The organism is Methylomarinum sp. Ch1-1, from assembly GCF_030717995.2.
In the GTDB taxonomy this organism is placed as follows: domain Bacteria; phylum Pseudomonadota; class Gammaproteobacteria; order Methylococcales; family Methylomonadaceae; genus Methylomarinum; species Methylomarinum roseum.
Map to the genome: position 1 here is coordinate 677,826 of NZ_CP157743.1, position 15,284 is coordinate 693,109.

Below are 15,284 nucleotides of genomic sequence, written 5' to 3' on the forward strand. Positions count from 1 at the left end.
AGCAATTCCCATCAGTTTGAGCGTTTTGCCGGTGTTTAGGGCCTGGGGTGTGTTTGGCGAGGATGTCGGCGGCTGGGAACTGCTGAGCTACCCCCTCTTTGCTTTCATTTGCTCTCTTTTACGGTCCGCTGCTTCCATAGCGCGCCGGAGGAAAAACAGCGCCACCCCCATTTCAACCAGTCGAGCAAAGCCACCGCCAACCATAGAGACCATAACAGCATCAGGATCCGATAAATCATCAACGGCGCCGAAACCACCGTGGCGGTCGGCAACGATGCTGCATTGCGGTCCTGATACCAATTTAATCGATATGCCGAGGATTGATTACCGCTGATCTGCATATCCGGCGAACCCAGCAAACCCTGCTGCACTGCATAAAATAACAATAGCAACGCAATCAAAGTCAAACCTCCCAACAACACTTGAAAAAAATTAAAGTATGCGGGCGTCGACACTGTCTTTTTCGCCCTAATACCCAGCGCCATCAGCCAGATCACCACCAACAAACCGGCTGCGACCGGTATTTGACTGAGGCCGATCAACAACAAAAACCATTGCCAATGCTTTAACGGCGTCAATTCGATTTTAGCCAAGCCGACGGCCAGCAACGCCAATACAATCAACACGCCCCAGATCAACGCGGCCGGTCCGAATTTCGGACCCAGGGTGAACAAAACCCAGCGATCCCGTCCCAAAATCACCCTGATATGGCTGTTGACGCTGCCGGCGCCGAGGTTGATTTCCGATGTCGTCAACCAGCTGCGCTGTTCCTTGTTTTCATGCCAGTTCAATACAAACTGCTGCTCTCCCGGTTTTACCGGTAATGTCACCGCTCTGCCTTTTTGCCGGATAGGCTGGGTGACGCCGTCGATCGACACCGATTGTAAAACCGCCTGCTCGGGCAGGGTCACGGCATGCTGAACGCCTTTTGAACTTCTGATCTGCAGTGTCAGTTTCGCCGTCTGGGAACGTTTGCCCGGCTTGATTTCCAGTTCGGTTTTATCTATCGTCAAGGTCTCTCCGGCAATGGCTTCGGGACGGCTTATGCGTAACGTCACCGTTTCCCCTGGCCAGGGCCGCCATTCCGGCAACCATCGTCCTTGCCGGTCTTGATGATGGACGACGGCGATGCCGTCGGTTTCAAGATGCCAGGTGGGACTGATGTCGGCGCGCCACACTTCGGTCCACTGTGACGTCTCGCCTGCATGCAGCTCGATCCGTTCGTTCTTTTCTAACAGCGATTGCCAATGCATGACCTGTTGTTCCGCCGGCATATTGACCAAGACGCGCTGATCTTTAACGCGGACATTCGCGGTGGTCACCGATTCACCTGGTAATAACGGGAATTCCAGCATAACCGGCGCATTCGTGCGTTCAACGCGGACGATGCGTGTATTGATGCGCCAATCCAGACCCAGCTGCAATGTTCTTTCTATCCTTATGAACGGCGGCAGCGCGTTTTGCTGCAACGTTGCAATCTCCTTCTGCTGTTGCCGCGTTTTCAAGCGGGTAAATTGCAATTGATCATCGACCCGACCGTTTTCATAGACCCCTTCGACGCTCCAGCCTGTCGCCTCCACCAAGACGCGATGGGGCTTTAACGGCAACGGCAGGGTAAATTTATAGTCGGGCGGGTTCAGACCCCGCAATTCGACCTGATGAAGTCCGCGACTCAAGCTCAACCATAAGCGACCGTCTTCCTGCCTCAGCCAGGCGTGTGTTGTCTCTCCATCGACCCGGACTTGCGCCGGAAACCACTGCTCATATCGGGCCGGCAAAGGCACGGCGACAGCCTGTCGGGCATGAATTTGCAGCTCAATACGCATGTCCTGTACGCCGATATTCACCTTCATCGCAGCAATCTGCGCACAGTCCGGGACACAGTCCGGCGCTTTTAGCAAACGGCCCTTCAGCTCATCGAGCATTTGCTGATCGGGAAAATCGGCATAGACCTTTTCCACCGGCGCGGCCAGCATCGGCATGATCAGCATAAGACTCCAAACCGGCATCGATAATTTCAGTTTTTTATCCAGCACACCGAACATCAACAACGATAAAACCAACACCAGCGCGACGCGTAAAAAATTCAACAACATCGTCAGCGGCGGCGACAAATACCACAGTTCGATCTGTTGCGATGGATCCACTCTGCCGTTCCAGGACAAATGAACTTTATGCCATTGCCATTGCGGCAAACCGGGGCCGGTCTGCACCTTGGCATCCGGATCGATGCGATCGAAATCGACCGACTTGTCCTGATAACTGGCCATCGGATAGGCGCTCCGACTCTTCGATAGAGCTCTTCCGGCCGCCTGTTGTTCGGCCAGCATCGGTTCGGCCTTTTTTTGTGCGGCATCGGTCAACACATAAGGCGACGGGGCAATCGGTTGCCAGCGTTTTTCCAGTTGCGGATACAACCCTACCCTTACTTGGTCGACCATGAACGGGATCGCGATGACCAGCAATCCCAACCAGCTGAGATTTCTGTAGCTTTTAACCCAGTGCAACAAGCGACCGGCAGGCAGAACCCGGATCAATGCCAGCGCCGCCAAGATATTGAGCCAGACAAAACGCGGCGCATCGGCTTCATGCCATATCAATACCAAGGTGAGCAAGGCCAACAACCCCCAATAATAATTCCACAAGCGACTCATCGCCAGCGCGGCAATCAACACCAAAAACAGATCCAACAAAGTCCAGCGTGAAATCCAACTGCTCGGGTCATTATCGACCCCGCCGGCCGCTAGCAAACGCCAGCCCGGCGGTATGTTCAATTCCGCATTGACCTGATGAAAATCCTGTTGCCAACCCACCGCACTGAGGCTATCGATCGCGCCATTGATTCGGCTATCGGCCTTGATTTGCAACTGCCCCTTACGCACCTCTACGCCCTCCGTGGAACCGTCCAATCGGGTAATCAACTGATTCCGGCCATTCAACTTGACTTGGCCTAATTGCATTTCCGGCAACACATTCAAGCGCCATCCCTTGGTCATCTTGCCGCTAATATGATCTTCGACGCTATAACCGCCGCCGTCGAAATCGAGCCATAATTTACGCGTTAAATTCAAACGATTCGGTTCGGGTTGCGGATCGCCGCGTCTGATCACCTTAAACGCCATGCTATCGCCCTGCTTGACCCGATAAGCCGGCAGATTACGCCATTGCGCCGGTAAATTGGTCTGACTGGGATCGACAGCGGGCAAATTTTCGATCTCCACCAAACGCTGATACGGCAGACCTTGAAACACCCAGATTTCCGCTGCCGGCCAACTTTCATCGTCGACATTAAAAGTCAATTTTTGCAGATGATCGGGATGGCGGGCATTCAATTCGATATGCCACCGTCCTGGCCTGACCTGTACCCGTAGACTGCCGTCGGCCTCGATTCGGGCCGGCAGCGGACTGTTCAACGAAATCGGAATGAAAGACGTCAACAGCGCATGCGGCAATTGAATTTCGCGCTGATCGCCGGAGACCTCCAGCTCCAGATAGGTAATCAGCTGCAGAGGCACATTATCATAGACTTTTCTGAAAACCTGCAGATCGATCCGGTTACGCACGCTGTCGGACTTTTTCCGACCGATATCGCTTTCCTTTAACCACACCGAACCTTGTTTGATCGTCGGGTAGGAGATTTGCTTGCCCGCCACGATCAGACTCAGCAAACCGGTGCCGTCCGCGAGCGCTAGATTCTCGGGTATAGCGTCCCAGAGAAATTCGCCGTCAATCAGATAGTCGCCTTGCGGCAGCAACAGGGCTGGTTTGCCATGTCGCTTGATCACCGTCGCCGGCCGATCATTAACTGTTACATTCTGCGGCCAATGTTTATCGCCGCCCGGCAACATCACCCAATCTTGCCGAAACAGCGTCCAGCTAGCGCTGAACTTTCCCTGGCGTTCCTGTAAATCCAGCGTCAACAGGCCGGGCCAACTGCAATGCTTTCGCTCGTAGTTGTTGAACAAAAATGGACAGCCGTACTCTTTTTCCTCCTCCAACACCCAACCTATCCATGGCTTTAACGGCTCGGGAACCTTGTCCATCGTCATGGCATCGCCCCGGAAACTCAAGAAAAAAAAGATTAGAACAAGGAAGATTCGGCCTAAACGCAGCATAACGACTTACCCATTGCAATAACAATTGAATTAATTGTAGACCTATTGATCCGCTAATGGGGAAAAATGTCTATTCACTCAGCAATTCCGAATTTGAGCGTTTTAGCGGTGTTTAGGGCCAGGGTGTGTCTGTCGAGAAACCCAGCACCTAAATTCCATGGCTATAGGACTATATTTTACATTCCAGGATAATTTAGGTGCTGGGTGAACCCCATCGATGACCTTGTCGCATTTGCGTTATTCAAAGCTCATCGCGCAAACGCTGATAGATCCCGCCGAAACTGCCGTTACTCATCAACACCGCATGCGCGCCGGTCGCTTTTTCTTTTTTCAGTCTGGCGATAATATCATCCAACTTGCTATGAATCTCTATATTGTCGGCGTATTGCTGTAACGCGCTTAAATCCCAATTTAAATTTTCCGGCTGATAGATGATCGCGATATCTGCCTCCGCCAGCGATTGCGCCAACGATTGCGTGTGTATCCCCATGCGCATCGTGTTCGATCGCGGCTCGACGATCGCGATGATTTTTTCGTCGCCGACCTGCTTACGCAAGCCGTCCAGCGTCATCTTTATCGCGGTCGGATGATGGGCGAAGTCGTCATATAAAGTCATGCCGTCGACTCTGGCAATCACCTCCATGCGCCGCTTGACGTTTTTAAACCGCGCCAGCGCCTTGATCGCATCGCCGGGCAGTATGCCGATATGTCTGGCCGCCGCAATCGCCGCCAAGGCGTTATATACATTATGCCGGCCGGTCAGCGGCCAATGCAGTACGCCTTGCGGAATCTGGTCAAACAATACCTCGAATTCACTGCCGTCCTGTTTGATCAACTCGGCCCGCCATAAGGCATCGTCATCGATCGCTGTTTTTTGCACCGGCGTCCAGCATCCCATTTCTAACACATCGGCAATATTATCTTCATGTTGCGGCGCGATAATTAAGCCCTCGCCTGGCACCGTTCGGACCAAATGATGAAACTGTTTCTTGATCGCGTCCAGATCATCGAAAATATCTGCATGATCGAATTCCAGGTTATTCAAGATCGCCGTTCTGGGGCGGTAATGAACGAATTTCGAACGCTTGTCGAAAAAAGCGGAATCATATTCATCGGCTTCGATGACGAAAAAATCCGATTCCCCCAGCCTGGCCGAAATACCGAAATTAAGCGGTATGCCGCCAATCAAAAAACCCGGTTTGAAGCCCTGATATTCCAGTATCCAACTGAGCATACTGGTGGTGGTGGTTTTACCATGTGTGCCGGCGACGCCCAGCACCCACTTATGCTGCAATACATGTTCGGACAACCATTGCGGACCGGAAACATAGGCCATACCGCGGTTTAGCACCGCCTCCACTTCGGGATTGCCTCTCGACATGGCGTTGCCGATGATCACCAGGTCCGGCTTGCAATCCAGATTTTCGGCCTTATAGTCGGACATCAATTCGATGCCTTGCTCCGCCAATTGAGTGCTCATCGGCGGATAAACGTTCTGATCCGAACCGCTAACCCGATGGCCCATTTGTCTGGCAATCAAGGCCAGTCCGCCCATGAAGGTGCCGCAGATTCCGAGTATATGTATATGCATCGATTGTTTTTTTGGCATCATTGTTTTGGTGCTTGCTGTTGATCTTCGGCGTCGGCCTGTGCTTCGTCCTGGCTGCCCGCCTCGTTTTCTTCTATTTCTGCGCGAGGCGGGTTATTCAACCCGCCCCGAACGTTTTGGTTTTTAGTTTGGCTTAGGATTGAAAGATTCAGGCCGGGGTTACAACCCCCGGCCTGCTCAGATTCCGAGTATATGTATATGCATCGATTGTTTATTGGGGGTCATTGTTTGGTGCTTGCTGTTGATCTTCGGCGTCGGCCTGTGCTTCGTCCTGGCTGCCCGCCTCGTTTTCTTCTATTTCTGCGCGGGGCGGGTTATTCAACCCGCCCCGAACGTTTTGGTTTTTAGTTTGGCTTAGGGTTGAAAGATTCAGGCCGGGGTTACAACCCGCCTGCTCAAGAATATGCCTATGCATCGATTGTTTATTGGGGGTCATTGTTTGGTGCTTGCTGTCGATCTTCGGCATCGGCCTGTGCTTCGTCCTGGCCGCCCGCCTCGTTTTCTTCTATCGTGACGATTTCGACTTCTTCCTTCGCGCCGGCTTGTTCCAACATCTTGACCAAGTGTTGGTGCGGTGTTTTTTTCGCCTTCGCCAACACGCTGATATTCTGTTTATCGACGGCATTGACATCGGCGCCGGTGGCAATTAACAGCGATACGATTTGTTGATCGCCAAACACCAGCGCATCCATTAACGCCGTCGAGCCTAGATCATCGGCGATATTGACATCGGCGCCATAATTCAGCAAAATCTTCACCGCCCTGACATTCCCGTTAAAGCTGGCGCCCATCAGCGCTGTCCTACCACTGGTGGTTTTGGCGTTTACCTCGATGCCTTGCGCCAACAAGGAGTGCAATCGTTCGTTTTTGCCCGCGATCGCGGCGGCGAACAAGTCATTAGCGTCTTCCGCGGCAGCGGACTGAGCCAAACTCAATAATAACGATAATAAAAATAGCGTTTTTAACATCTTGAAATAGTTTCTTGCGTTTAACGGTCAGTTAGGATGAAATACCGCATTAATTGTCGTAACTACTCAGTATGAAAATGCGCTTTCTATCAGTTGCTTGCTCCGGAAGGCGCCGTTCACCCAGCACCTAAATAAACGAAGATGCTTTATCGCAGCCATTAGCCTATGGAATTTAGGCGTTGGGTGAATATATCCCTATAGGCTTGTATGCGACATACTTGTCGCATACACTTCTTCCGCAAGCAACTGATAGAAAGAGGAAATATTTTCTCAATACCGAGCTTTAATTAGTTACTCATTGTCAAACTCGTCGCACATCAAAAATTTGGCGTCTTATTTCCCGATGAATAAGGCCGAATCCAGGCGTCCTTAAACCTAATTTGTGCGGTGTGAACCATATCATATAAACCCTTGCCGCATGAGCGAAAAAAATAAAATACTCGTAGAAGCCATACCCCAGTACATTGAAGCACAATCCTCCCCTGAAGACGATCGTTATGTATTCTCCTACACGATCACCATTACCAATATCGGCGCCGTTCCCGCTACCTTATTGACCCGTCATTGGTTGATCACCGATGCCAACGGCAAAATTCAGGAAGTGAGCGGCGAAGGCGTCATCGGCGAACATCCTCATCTGAAACCGGGCGAGTCGTTTCGCTATACCAGCGGTGCGATGATCGAAACACCGGTGGGGGTGATGCAAGGTAAATATACGATGATTTCCGATGACGGCGAAAACTTCAAGGCGCCGATCGCCAAATTCACATTATCCATTCCCAGAACCCTGCACTGATGTCTATTTATGCGATAGGCGATATTCAAGGCTGCTATGACGAGCTGTTAAGATTACTGGATATCGTCGAATTCAACGAGAACCGCGACCAACTCTGGTTTGCCGGCGACTTGGTCAACCGAGGTCCAAAATCTTTGCAAACTTTGCGCTTCGTCAAATCCTTAGGCGATGCCGCCGTCACGGTGCTGGGCAATCATGATTTACATTTAATCGCAATCTCGTTGGCGCAAAGAAAGCTGCGTAAAAAAGATTCACTGCGCCAGGTCTTGGAGGCGCCGGATCATGAAGAATTAATCCATTGGCTCAGGCATCGGCCATTGTTCCATAGCCAGGATAATTTTTGTCTATTGCACGCCGGCCTGCCGCCGCAATGGGATTTTCACCAGACCCAAAAAATGGCGGCGAAGGCGGAAAACATACTGCAAGGTCCGAATTATGCCGGTTTTTTCAAAAGCATGTATGGCGACAAACCCTCACTCTGGTCAACTGAGCTGAACAACACCGAACAAGCGCGTTTCATCGTCAACTGTTTCACCCGCATGCGTTATTGCGATACCCAGGGCCGATTGGACTTCAGTCATAAGGGGGCGCCAGGCACGCAACCTCAGACGCTGTATCCATGGTTTGCCGTGCCGGGCCGCAAAAGCGCCGATATGAAAATCATCTTCGGACATTGGTCCACGCTGGGCTATTATCATGGCCATAACTGTTATGCGATCGATACCGGCTGTCTGTGGGGCGGGCAGCTGACGGCATTGAGGCTGGATAACCCCCCCGAGCGAATCAGTATTGATTGTGCGCCGTCAACAGCCTGATTCGGCTCAATGAACAAGCATTAACTTGCGGGCGCCGCATGTTGCGCCGCTAATCTTACGATGACGGCTTTCATACGTTGCGCGCTTGTTCTCAAGGCATCGCCTTGCCGGTCATGACGCCTTTCCAAATTCGTCAGGATGGTCAGCGCCTGTTGATAGTGCGCGGTGGCCGCCAGCGCATCCGCCAACATCAATTCATAACGAGCGAATGAAGGGGCTTTTTGTCTGGCTTTGAGTACGGTCTTTAACGCCTGATGATAAAGCCCATAGCCCATTTCGATATCGAATAAATGATTGGTGAAATAATGGCGTTTAGCCTTACCGAGGCGTGGATTGATGATGGCCGCATTCAACCATTGCCGGACGATATCGACATGAGACGCGCAAGATGCATGCTTGGCCTTGATGCAGCGCCCGGCGACATCCAGCGCTCTCAAACCCCATGCGCTGATCGGCCTTTGCCTCAACATTTCGGTGATATGGTCGGGGTCGATCAGTTCCGAAGCCTGCTGTTTTTTCAACGCCGCCATCGCCTCGGGCGGGGTCACCATCGCCACGCTAATTAGAAAACCGACCTCATCCGGCTGCAATTGCGCCGCCCTGAAATAGTATGGATAAGCCTGGAAAGGGTCGCGCAATTTTTTGTATAAAACTTCTCCATACAAATACTGACTATTCGCCGATAACGGATGATTGGCGGCGATACTGGCGATGAAACTGTTTTCGCTGCGCCAGAATTCGGCTCTGGCATGGCTTGCCGAATAAAGCCCGGCAATCAATATCCCCGTCAAACCGGCGGTGACGATATTGGTATTGCCAAACTGATTCACAAACTTCGCACCATAGACCACGAACAAAACGATCGGTCCGATAACCGGCATATAGTTTCTGTGCTCGTAGATCAGCTTCAATGGTATGAAGCTCGATTCCATGCTGTGGCCGAGTAAATACCAAAACACGGCAAATGCAAATACCGGCGCACTTTTCCGTAAACGCAGCGCCAACAGGACGACAACCAGCCAGGCTATTACCGCAACCAGCGTCGTCCACGGGGATAGCCAGCCTTTACTCAACGATAAATCGTCATGAAAAAGTCCCATCACGGTGATATCCGGCGCAGCCAACATCGATAAATAAAACCATAGCACCCTGGCTTCGGTTAACAGGCGTTCGGAAAGACTGAAAGGCCGCGCTAAATAGCCGGATAAAATATTGCCAGGATAGACAAAACAATAAATCAAGCCAGCGACAACGGGCAGTATTACGGTGATGGCATAAAAAAGCCACAAGCTGCGTCGATCGCCAAGCCGCCGGTCCTGCCCTCCGTGACTCAACAACGTCGTTTCGATCGCTACGACATACAACGGCAGCAAGGCTGCATTTTCCTTGCACATCAGACCAAGCAGCGTACCGCCTATCACCCCGGCATACATCCAGGCCATTCCGCCCGATTGACCGCGTTGATAACGCAGGCGGCCGATGACGAATACGCATAAGCCCAGCAACATGAATGTCGCCGCCATGCTGGTCATGCGCTGTACGACGTAGGTCACCGGCGTTAACTGCAAGGGATGCAACGCCCAAACGCTGGCGATCAACGCGGCCATCAACACGCCATGACTGCCCGCGTCTTTAGTGGCAAGCAATTTCGGCGTTAGCAGCCAGGCCAACCAGAACAGCAGCGCGGTGTTGATTATATGTATGACCAGATTGGTCGTCTTGAATATAAAGGTCTCGGCGAAGCCGCCGGAAAAATAATAGTTAACGCCAAATGACAGCGCCGGCAATATCCGTTTCAAGCGTCCGCTTTCATTGGACAGCAACGCCTTTTTCAGCGAATCAATGGACAGATCCTCGATGGCCACGCCGGGATTTTCGGTGATGTTGAGCTGGTCATCGAAAACCAACGGACCATTGAGGGACGGCCAATACGCGGAAATAATCAGCAGGCATATCAGGCTGTAGATAATAACGGGGCTTAGCGCCAATGCCTTCAGATGACTGTGAAAGGAAATTTTATGTTGCTCGTTGGCCATCATGCTTCGTTGGGCGCTACAACGCCAGCACCGAAAAGACTGTCTCTTGCCGGCCGATTCCGGCATTCAACCGGAACCGGGGTTGCAAAGGATTAATTACAATCAACTTCCCTTGTATATCCGCCCGCCGACAAGGTCGCTGACTGATTAATGGTGCCCGAACAGAATTCAAGCGTGCCATTGGCTTTCGTATGCTCGCCATTCACCGTAATGGCGCCGCTCCAGCTACTCGTCGTGCTTACACAGGAAAGCGTGGTGCTGTTGTCCTGACAGGACCCATTAGGCGTCATTTCGGCGGAAACACTGAAATTGTTATTCCAGCTATTCGGCAAATTGACCGTGACGGTAATGATGACCGTGGTCGGTTCGGTGCCGATCTGGTATGAGTATTTCACCTCGGTGATATCATAAGCCCGGTCGTTCGAGGTCGGATACAGCGTCGTCGTCGTTGATTCGGGCAGATAGTCATTGACGCCGACGATGCCGGTATTGCTCAACAATATCTTGGCGTCGAGGGTAAACACATCGCTGACCGACAACACCTGCACCTCGCCGCGATTGATCGACGGCGTCGTTGACGCCTTGCGGATACCGAAGTTGGTCACGCAACCTCCGGCGGTTGTCGTCTTATCGATGACTTTTTTGCCGGTATTGGTGCTGGCGGTTTCGCCCGAACTATCGACGCATTCCGGCTGCCAATCGGTCAGACGGGTCAGGTTGATTTCGTTGAACGGCACGTTTTCAAAAAAGGTATTCGGTTGATTAATCCTGACATCATCGAGTTTTGCCAAAGTAAAGGGATCCATATAATCCATGTAGATGCCTCTGGCGATGAAGCGGGTCGTGATCGGATAGGTCGTGTTGCCGGCCGGCGGCCAGACAAAGGAGGTGGCCGGGTTGGTAATGGTCGTCACCGGCAGATTATTCTTATTCGCCACCACCTGACTGACATAGTCCTTGATATAGGTGCGATACTGAGTAATCACGCTGTTGGTCGCTCCCGGCGTGAACGCGTCCTGGGCCGCGGCGGCGAAGGTGCTGCCATGCAGATGCCAGTCCTGAAAGACCCGGAATTTGCCGTTGATTCGCTTCAAGCGGCAGGCTTCCAGATAAGAAGTGCCGTTGTTCCCCGGCACAACTTCAACGCCGCTCGCATCATAATGTTTATGATCGCCGGTCGTCGAATCATAATCGGAAACCGGGCGCCAGGGGTCGGTGCAGTTCGCCCGTTGACCATAGGGGTCGGTGCTGCCATCATCATCGGTCGGATCGTCATCGCCGGCTTCGCAGGCATAAGATTTGGCCTCATCGGTGGTATTGTCGGCGATGCCGTCATTGTTCTCATCAGCATCCGAAGAGGTAAGAAACGCATAGCTGCCATCGTGATGATCACGGCAACAAGTATTGCAAAAAGGGTGTTGTGAACTGGCGCCGGTTGCCGACTGACCGATGACCTTGGTGATGATATCGCCGATGAAATCGACGCGCTCCGAACCTTCCTGGGCGATAAACGGATGCACTGCAGGATGGAAAAAACTTGCTACATAGTGAGGATGATCGAAAGGCTCATCGACTTTTGGATCATTGTCATGATCCGGATGCCATATCGAACGGGCAACCGGAAAGCCCAAACCGATATGATTACCGCCTGGGGCAAATTCGCATTCGCAACGGATATTCAAAAATTCCTCTTCCCGCAGCGCGGTACCGTCGCCGATATACGTCACCGTTTCGAACTGACTGTAAAAATAGTCCTCGCTGGCGATTTTCTTGATGGCGGGTTCCGGCAACGTCGTTTCCACCGCTTCTCCGGAAGTGTCGATGGCGATGACCTCGGGCGCTTGTCCCGGGTTATAGGTTACCTTCGGCCCGGTCGAACCGCTGCCGCCCCCACCTAATAATTTTTCCCCATAGACGTCCAGTTTGGAAATATAGGTATCCAAATTGACCTGTTCGACATTGCCGTCAATATTGGTCCAACTGACCGTCATCGTGATCTCTTTATAGGAGGAATCGTTGACATTGCTGTCGGCCAACGTCTGCGGCGTTCCCGATGCGGTCACCTGGTAATTGACGACATTCCAGAATATGTCATAGGCGGTGTTGCCGACCGTCGTCGATGTCCAGGCGATCGTGCCGCCGGCATTGTCCTGAATTTGCGTATACGCTAAATCCGCGGCATTGCTGGTCGGATAGATGGTGTTAAAAGTCCTCAAATCATCGATTCTTTGCTGGGCCAGTTGCAGCGCCACATTTCTCGCTTGCGCCTCCGCCCCGCTCTTGATGAAGCCGCCCTGCAGCTTGGCGATTGCCGCGACGCCCAGCGCCAATAGCACCAACGCGATCAGCGCCTCGATTAATATTGAACCCGACTGTCTATTATTTTTCATCATTCGCACCGCCATCATAAACCTATTGATCTATCCATGTTCCCGCCACACGCGCCAGAATCTGATTCGTTTCATCGCTGGCCAGGTCTTCGAAAATCGACCGTTCATAGACCAGGTCAAAACTGCCACTGATGCAGCTGCTGCTGGCGCAAACGGAGTGATCGGCGATCAACGCGCCGTATATCGAAGTGGACCCGCCCATGTTAATGGTGCTCACCGCATCGCCGGTTTGATCCGGATTCTCGAACATAAAAATCAATCCGTATAACTTGCTGTCCCCACCGGTTTTTTTAAGATTCTCGTCATCGATGACAATCACGACGGTACACAGGCGTTCCGCCGATTTGCCGCAATTATCGCCGGTCGCTCCGCCGATGTCGTTACCGGGTAAATCGCATTCGCCTTCCACCCAGTAAATGCCATTGGAATTGGCATCGAAGCCGCTGCAGTCGCCGACCACTTCGGCGATGCCCCTAATGAGGTTATATTTTTCGCTGGGCACCCCGAACACGTAGGCGAATACATCGCTCGGGAAGTCGGGGTCATTGGCGACGATATCCGCTCCCACCGTGCCGGATTGCGAAATGATGCCGTCGATCGTGCCGCTGCAGCCGCAGTCATTGGCCGAGCAAACATTGAATTTATCGTTGTCGGATGCGATCGGCGAACCGTTGGCCTCATATTCACCGCGCTCGCAAGTCGTCGCGCTACCGCTGGCGGAAACGTTATTGCTGGTCCATACCGCGACATTGACGCCTTTGCCGGCGCCGTTGGGATTGCCGACGATTTCCATATTACCGGTCGGCGGGACATTGCCGGCGACTATCAACGGCGAATCGGGGCCTTCGCCGAGCACATTATGAAAGCCGAAATCCTGACGGACCGTCGCGGTGGAATCACTATTATAGGCATCCGCATAGCCCTGGGAACTGACTTCTATGCCGCCGGCGCTCTTGTAAACCTGGGCCTGATAAAAGGGTTCGGCTACCGAGTTCACATAAGTGACCGTCGTGTTGTACGCTACCCCGCCGCTCATCAGGCGACTGGCGGCCTCCTCCATCCCCGCCTCGGCATTGGCGAAAGCCTGCTTGGCTCGGCTGTCATTACCGGATATGCGTTGATCCTGCACGCCGATCTTGCCGGCGTACAAGACAATCAGGGAAGAAGCAAACAGCAAGATCACCGCGATGAATAAGGCGGCGGCGCCTTGCTGATAAAACCTTGTCGTTAAATTTCTGTTCATCATAGCCACCTACGGTCTGGTATTGCGAACTCGAACCCGTTCGGTCAGCGTTCGGCTAACATCCGGATCATCGGCCAACTGTCCGGAAATGCTAATGGAAATATAACGTATTTCCTCGCTAGTGCTGCCCGGCAGTGAAATCGACTGATCATCGAAGGCGACCGACGTGATGTTAACTTGATCAGGGTCGGTGACATCCTCCCAGTTGCCTTGCGCGCAGGTATTGCCGGATTGTCGCATTTCAACGGTATTGCTGGCGCTGTCATGGCGATAGCCGAATCTCTCATCGGCATCATTGGTCGGAGTTCCGCCGCTGCCGATATCCACATTTCCATCGCTATCTGAGTCATAGCTGAAGGTCAGACAGTCATTTGCCGCCGCACCCGCATAATTGGAAGCCGAACCGATATAGATATTGTTTCCGGAAACCGTTGTTGGGTAAGGGTTCATGAAGGAATTGACGCTGGTGACACCGGTCGCGGTCCCGGAATAGCCGGCGCGCTTCAGATCGCGAGTCATCAACGTCATCACCGCATTCAGTTCCTGATTCAAACGGATCATACTCAAATAATCGGAATTCGACCTGACAATACCGTTAAAAGCGGAAATGGTCGCCGCCATCGCGACCACCCCCACGACTATGCCGATCATCAATTCGATTAAGCTAAATCCCTTTATGCTTTTTTTTCTGTTACCTATCTTCATAGTTGGATCCTGTCGTTTATACCCAGCAATCAGGGACAATCTTCATAGGCGATGATTTTTTTGTCGGTATCGGAAGGAGAACAGAGCTTGACTCGCAGAGTACTGACACGGATATGCGCTTCCTTACCGGAAGGCGACTGAAATTCCACCCTACCCAAGGGGAAAGCCGTCCCTCTGCGCGGATCAAATCTAGTCTCATCTCCCGAAAAGGTTATATTGCTCATCGTGGTGTTGCCGAATTCCGACATATTCACGACTTTCGAGACTCCCGAATCCAGCTCGCATAACGGCGACCCTCCTTGACATTGACATCCCGACGCCAAGGCAATACCGTAACATTGGTCGGTGGAATTAAACGTGACGTAGACATCAGTATTTCTTTTTATCGCTTCCGATTTAGCGAACTGCAGATCGGCATATAGTTTTTCCGCGGCGCCCTCCACTTTTTTTCTTTCTATCAGCCCCGAAAAAGAAGGCACCGCCAACATTAAAATAATCCCGAGCACGGCAACGACCATCATTGCTTCTATTAATGTAAACCCTCCCTGATGCCTTATAGAGCGAGAAACCTCTTTCATAAACTTTCCCCTTGACTGATCCAATTGTT

11 protein-coding genes are annotated in these 15,284 nt (G+C 52.2%); 2 read left to right on the forward strand and 9 right to left on the reverse strand.

Features of this window, described 5'->3' with window-relative positions:
• Nucleotides 1–104: 104 nt before the first annotated feature.
• The 4 genes from Q9L42_RS03480 to Q9L42_RS03495 all read right to left on the reverse strand — a co-directional run bounded on the left by Q9L42_RS03480 (nucleotide 105) and on the right by Q9L42_RS03495 (nucleotide 6,692).
• Nucleotides 105–4,049, reverse strand: coding sequence for a hypothetical protein (locus Q9L42_RS03480; protein ID WP_349431907.1), 3,945 nt, complete (start codon nucleotides 4,047–4,049; stop codon nucleotides 105–107).
• Nucleotides 4,050–4,356: 307 nt separating this feature from the next.
• Nucleotides 4,357–5,706 carry a UDP-N-acetylmuramate:L-alanyl-gamma-D-glutamyl-meso-diaminopimelate ligase gene (mpl, locus tag Q9L42_RS03485; protein ID WP_349432731.1) on the reverse strand — a complete coding sequence of 450 codons (1,350 nt, stop codon included), beginning with the start codon at nucleotides 5,704–5,706 and terminating at the stop codon, nucleotides 4,357–4,359.
• 229 nt (nucleotides 5,707–5,935) lie between these two features.
• Nucleotides 5,936–6,190 carry a hypothetical protein gene (locus Q9L42_RS03490; RefSeq protein ID WP_305909814.1) on the reverse strand — a complete coding sequence of 85 codons (255 nt, stop codon included), beginning with the start codon at nucleotides 6,188–6,190 and terminating at the stop codon, nucleotides 5,936–5,938.
• Nucleotides 6,147–6,692, reverse strand: a complete 546-nt coding sequence (locus Q9L42_RS03495) for an ankyrin repeat domain-containing protein (protein WP_349431910.1) — start codon at nucleotides 6,690–6,692, stop codon at nucleotides 6,147–6,149. The genes Q9L42_RS03490 and Q9L42_RS03495 overlap by 44 nt, the downstream gene beginning before the upstream one ends.
• Before the next feature lie 382 nt (nucleotides 6,693–7,074).
• On the opposite strand from Q9L42_RS03495, the gene apaG reads away from it, so the two are divergent.
• Nucleotides 7,075–7,488, forward strand: a complete 414-nt coding sequence (apaG, locus tag Q9L42_RS03500; RefSeq protein ID WP_432648874.1) for a Co2+/Mg2+ efflux protein ApaG — start codon at nucleotides 7,075–7,077, stop codon at nucleotides 7,486–7,488.
• Nucleotides 7,488–8,303 (forward strand): symmetrical bis(5'-nucleosyl)-tetraphosphatase, encoded by an 816-nt coding sequence (locus Q9L42_RS03505; RefSeq protein WP_349431912.1) that lies wholly within the window; start codon nucleotides 7,488–7,490, stop codon nucleotides 8,301–8,303. Before apaG ends, Q9L42_RS03505 begins: the two co-directional genes overlap by 1 nt.
• Nucleotides 8,304–8,323: 20 nt before the next feature.
• Here Q9L42_RS03505 and Q9L42_RS03510 read toward each other — a convergent pair whose 3' ends face one another.
• The 5 genes from Q9L42_RS03510 to Q9L42_RS03530 all read right to left on the reverse strand — a co-directional run bounded on the left by Q9L42_RS03510 (nucleotide 8,324) and on the right by Q9L42_RS03530 (nucleotide 15,255).
• The gene (locus tag Q9L42_RS03510; protein WP_349431914.1) at nucleotides 8,324–10,339 is read right to left on the reverse strand and encodes a hypothetical protein; all 2,016 of its coding nucleotides are present in this window, start codon (nucleotides 10,337–10,339) and stop codon (nucleotides 8,324–8,326) included.
• A 92-nt stretch (nucleotides 10,340–10,431) separates the two neighbouring features.
• Nucleotides 10,432–12,729 (reverse strand): hypothetical protein, encoded by a 2,298-nt coding sequence (locus tag Q9L42_RS03515; protein ID WP_349431915.1) that lies wholly within the window; start codon nucleotides 12,727–12,729, stop codon nucleotides 10,432–10,434.
• Between the two features lie 22 nt (nucleotides 12,730–12,751).
• On the reverse strand, nucleotides 12,752–13,972 hold the full coding sequence (locus tag Q9L42_RS03520; RefSeq protein ID WP_305909807.1) for a pilus assembly PilX family protein: 1,221 nt from the start codon (nucleotides 13,970–13,972) through the stop codon (nucleotides 12,752–12,754).
• A 9-nt stretch (nucleotides 13,973–13,981) separates the two neighbouring features.
• A complete protein-coding gene (locus Q9L42_RS03525; RefSeq protein WP_349431918.1) occupies nucleotides 13,982–14,677 on the reverse strand; it encodes a prepilin-type N-terminal cleavage/methylation domain-containing protein in 696 nt (231 codons plus the stop codon).
• Between the two features lie 29 nt (nucleotides 14,678–14,706).
• Nucleotides 14,707–15,255, reverse strand: a complete 549-nt coding sequence (locus Q9L42_RS03530) for a GspH/FimT family pseudopilin (RefSeq protein WP_349431920.1) — start codon at nucleotides 15,253–15,255, stop codon at nucleotides 14,707–14,709.
• Nucleotides 15,256–15,284: the final 29 nt, after the last annotated feature.

Coding starts and splice junctions, on each gene's coding strand:
- Q9L42_RS03480 (WP_349431907.1), bottom strand. CDS start 4,049: ATGACGATGGACAAGGTTCCCGAGCCGTTAAAGCCATGGATAGGTTGG.
- mpl (WP_349432731.1), bottom strand. CDS start 5,706: ATGCATATACATATACTCGGAATCTGCGGCACCTTCATGGGCGGACTG.
- Q9L42_RS03490 (WP_305909814.1), bottom strand. CDS start 6,190: ATGCCGAAGATCGACAGCAAGCACCAAACAATGACCCCCAATAAACAA.
- Q9L42_RS03495 (WP_349431910.1), bottom strand. CDS start 6,692: ATGTTAAAAACGCTATTTTTATTATCGTTATTATTGAGTTTGGCTCAG.
- Q9L42_RS03505 (WP_349431912.1), top strand. CDS start 7,488: ATGTCTATTTATGCGATAGGCGATATTCAAGGCTGCTATGACGAGCTG.
- Q9L42_RS03510 (WP_349431914.1), bottom strand. CDS start 10,339: ATGGCCAACGAGCAACATAAAATTTCCTTTCACAGTCATCTGAAGGCA.
- Q9L42_RS03515 (WP_349431915.1), bottom strand. CDS start 12,729: ATGAAAAATAATAGACAGTCGGGTTCAATATTAATCGAGGCGCTGATC.
- Q9L42_RS03520 (WP_305909807.1), bottom strand. CDS start 13,972: ATGAACAGAAATTTAACGACAAGGTTTTATCAGCAAGGCGCCGCCGCC.
- Q9L42_RS03525 (WP_349431918.1), bottom strand. CDS start 14,677: ATGAAGATAGGTAACAGAAAAAAAAGCATAAAGGGATTTAGCTTAATC.
- Q9L42_RS03530 (WP_349431920.1), bottom strand. CDS start 15,255: ATGAAAGAGGTTTCTCGCTCTATAAGGCATCAGGGAGGGTTTACATTA.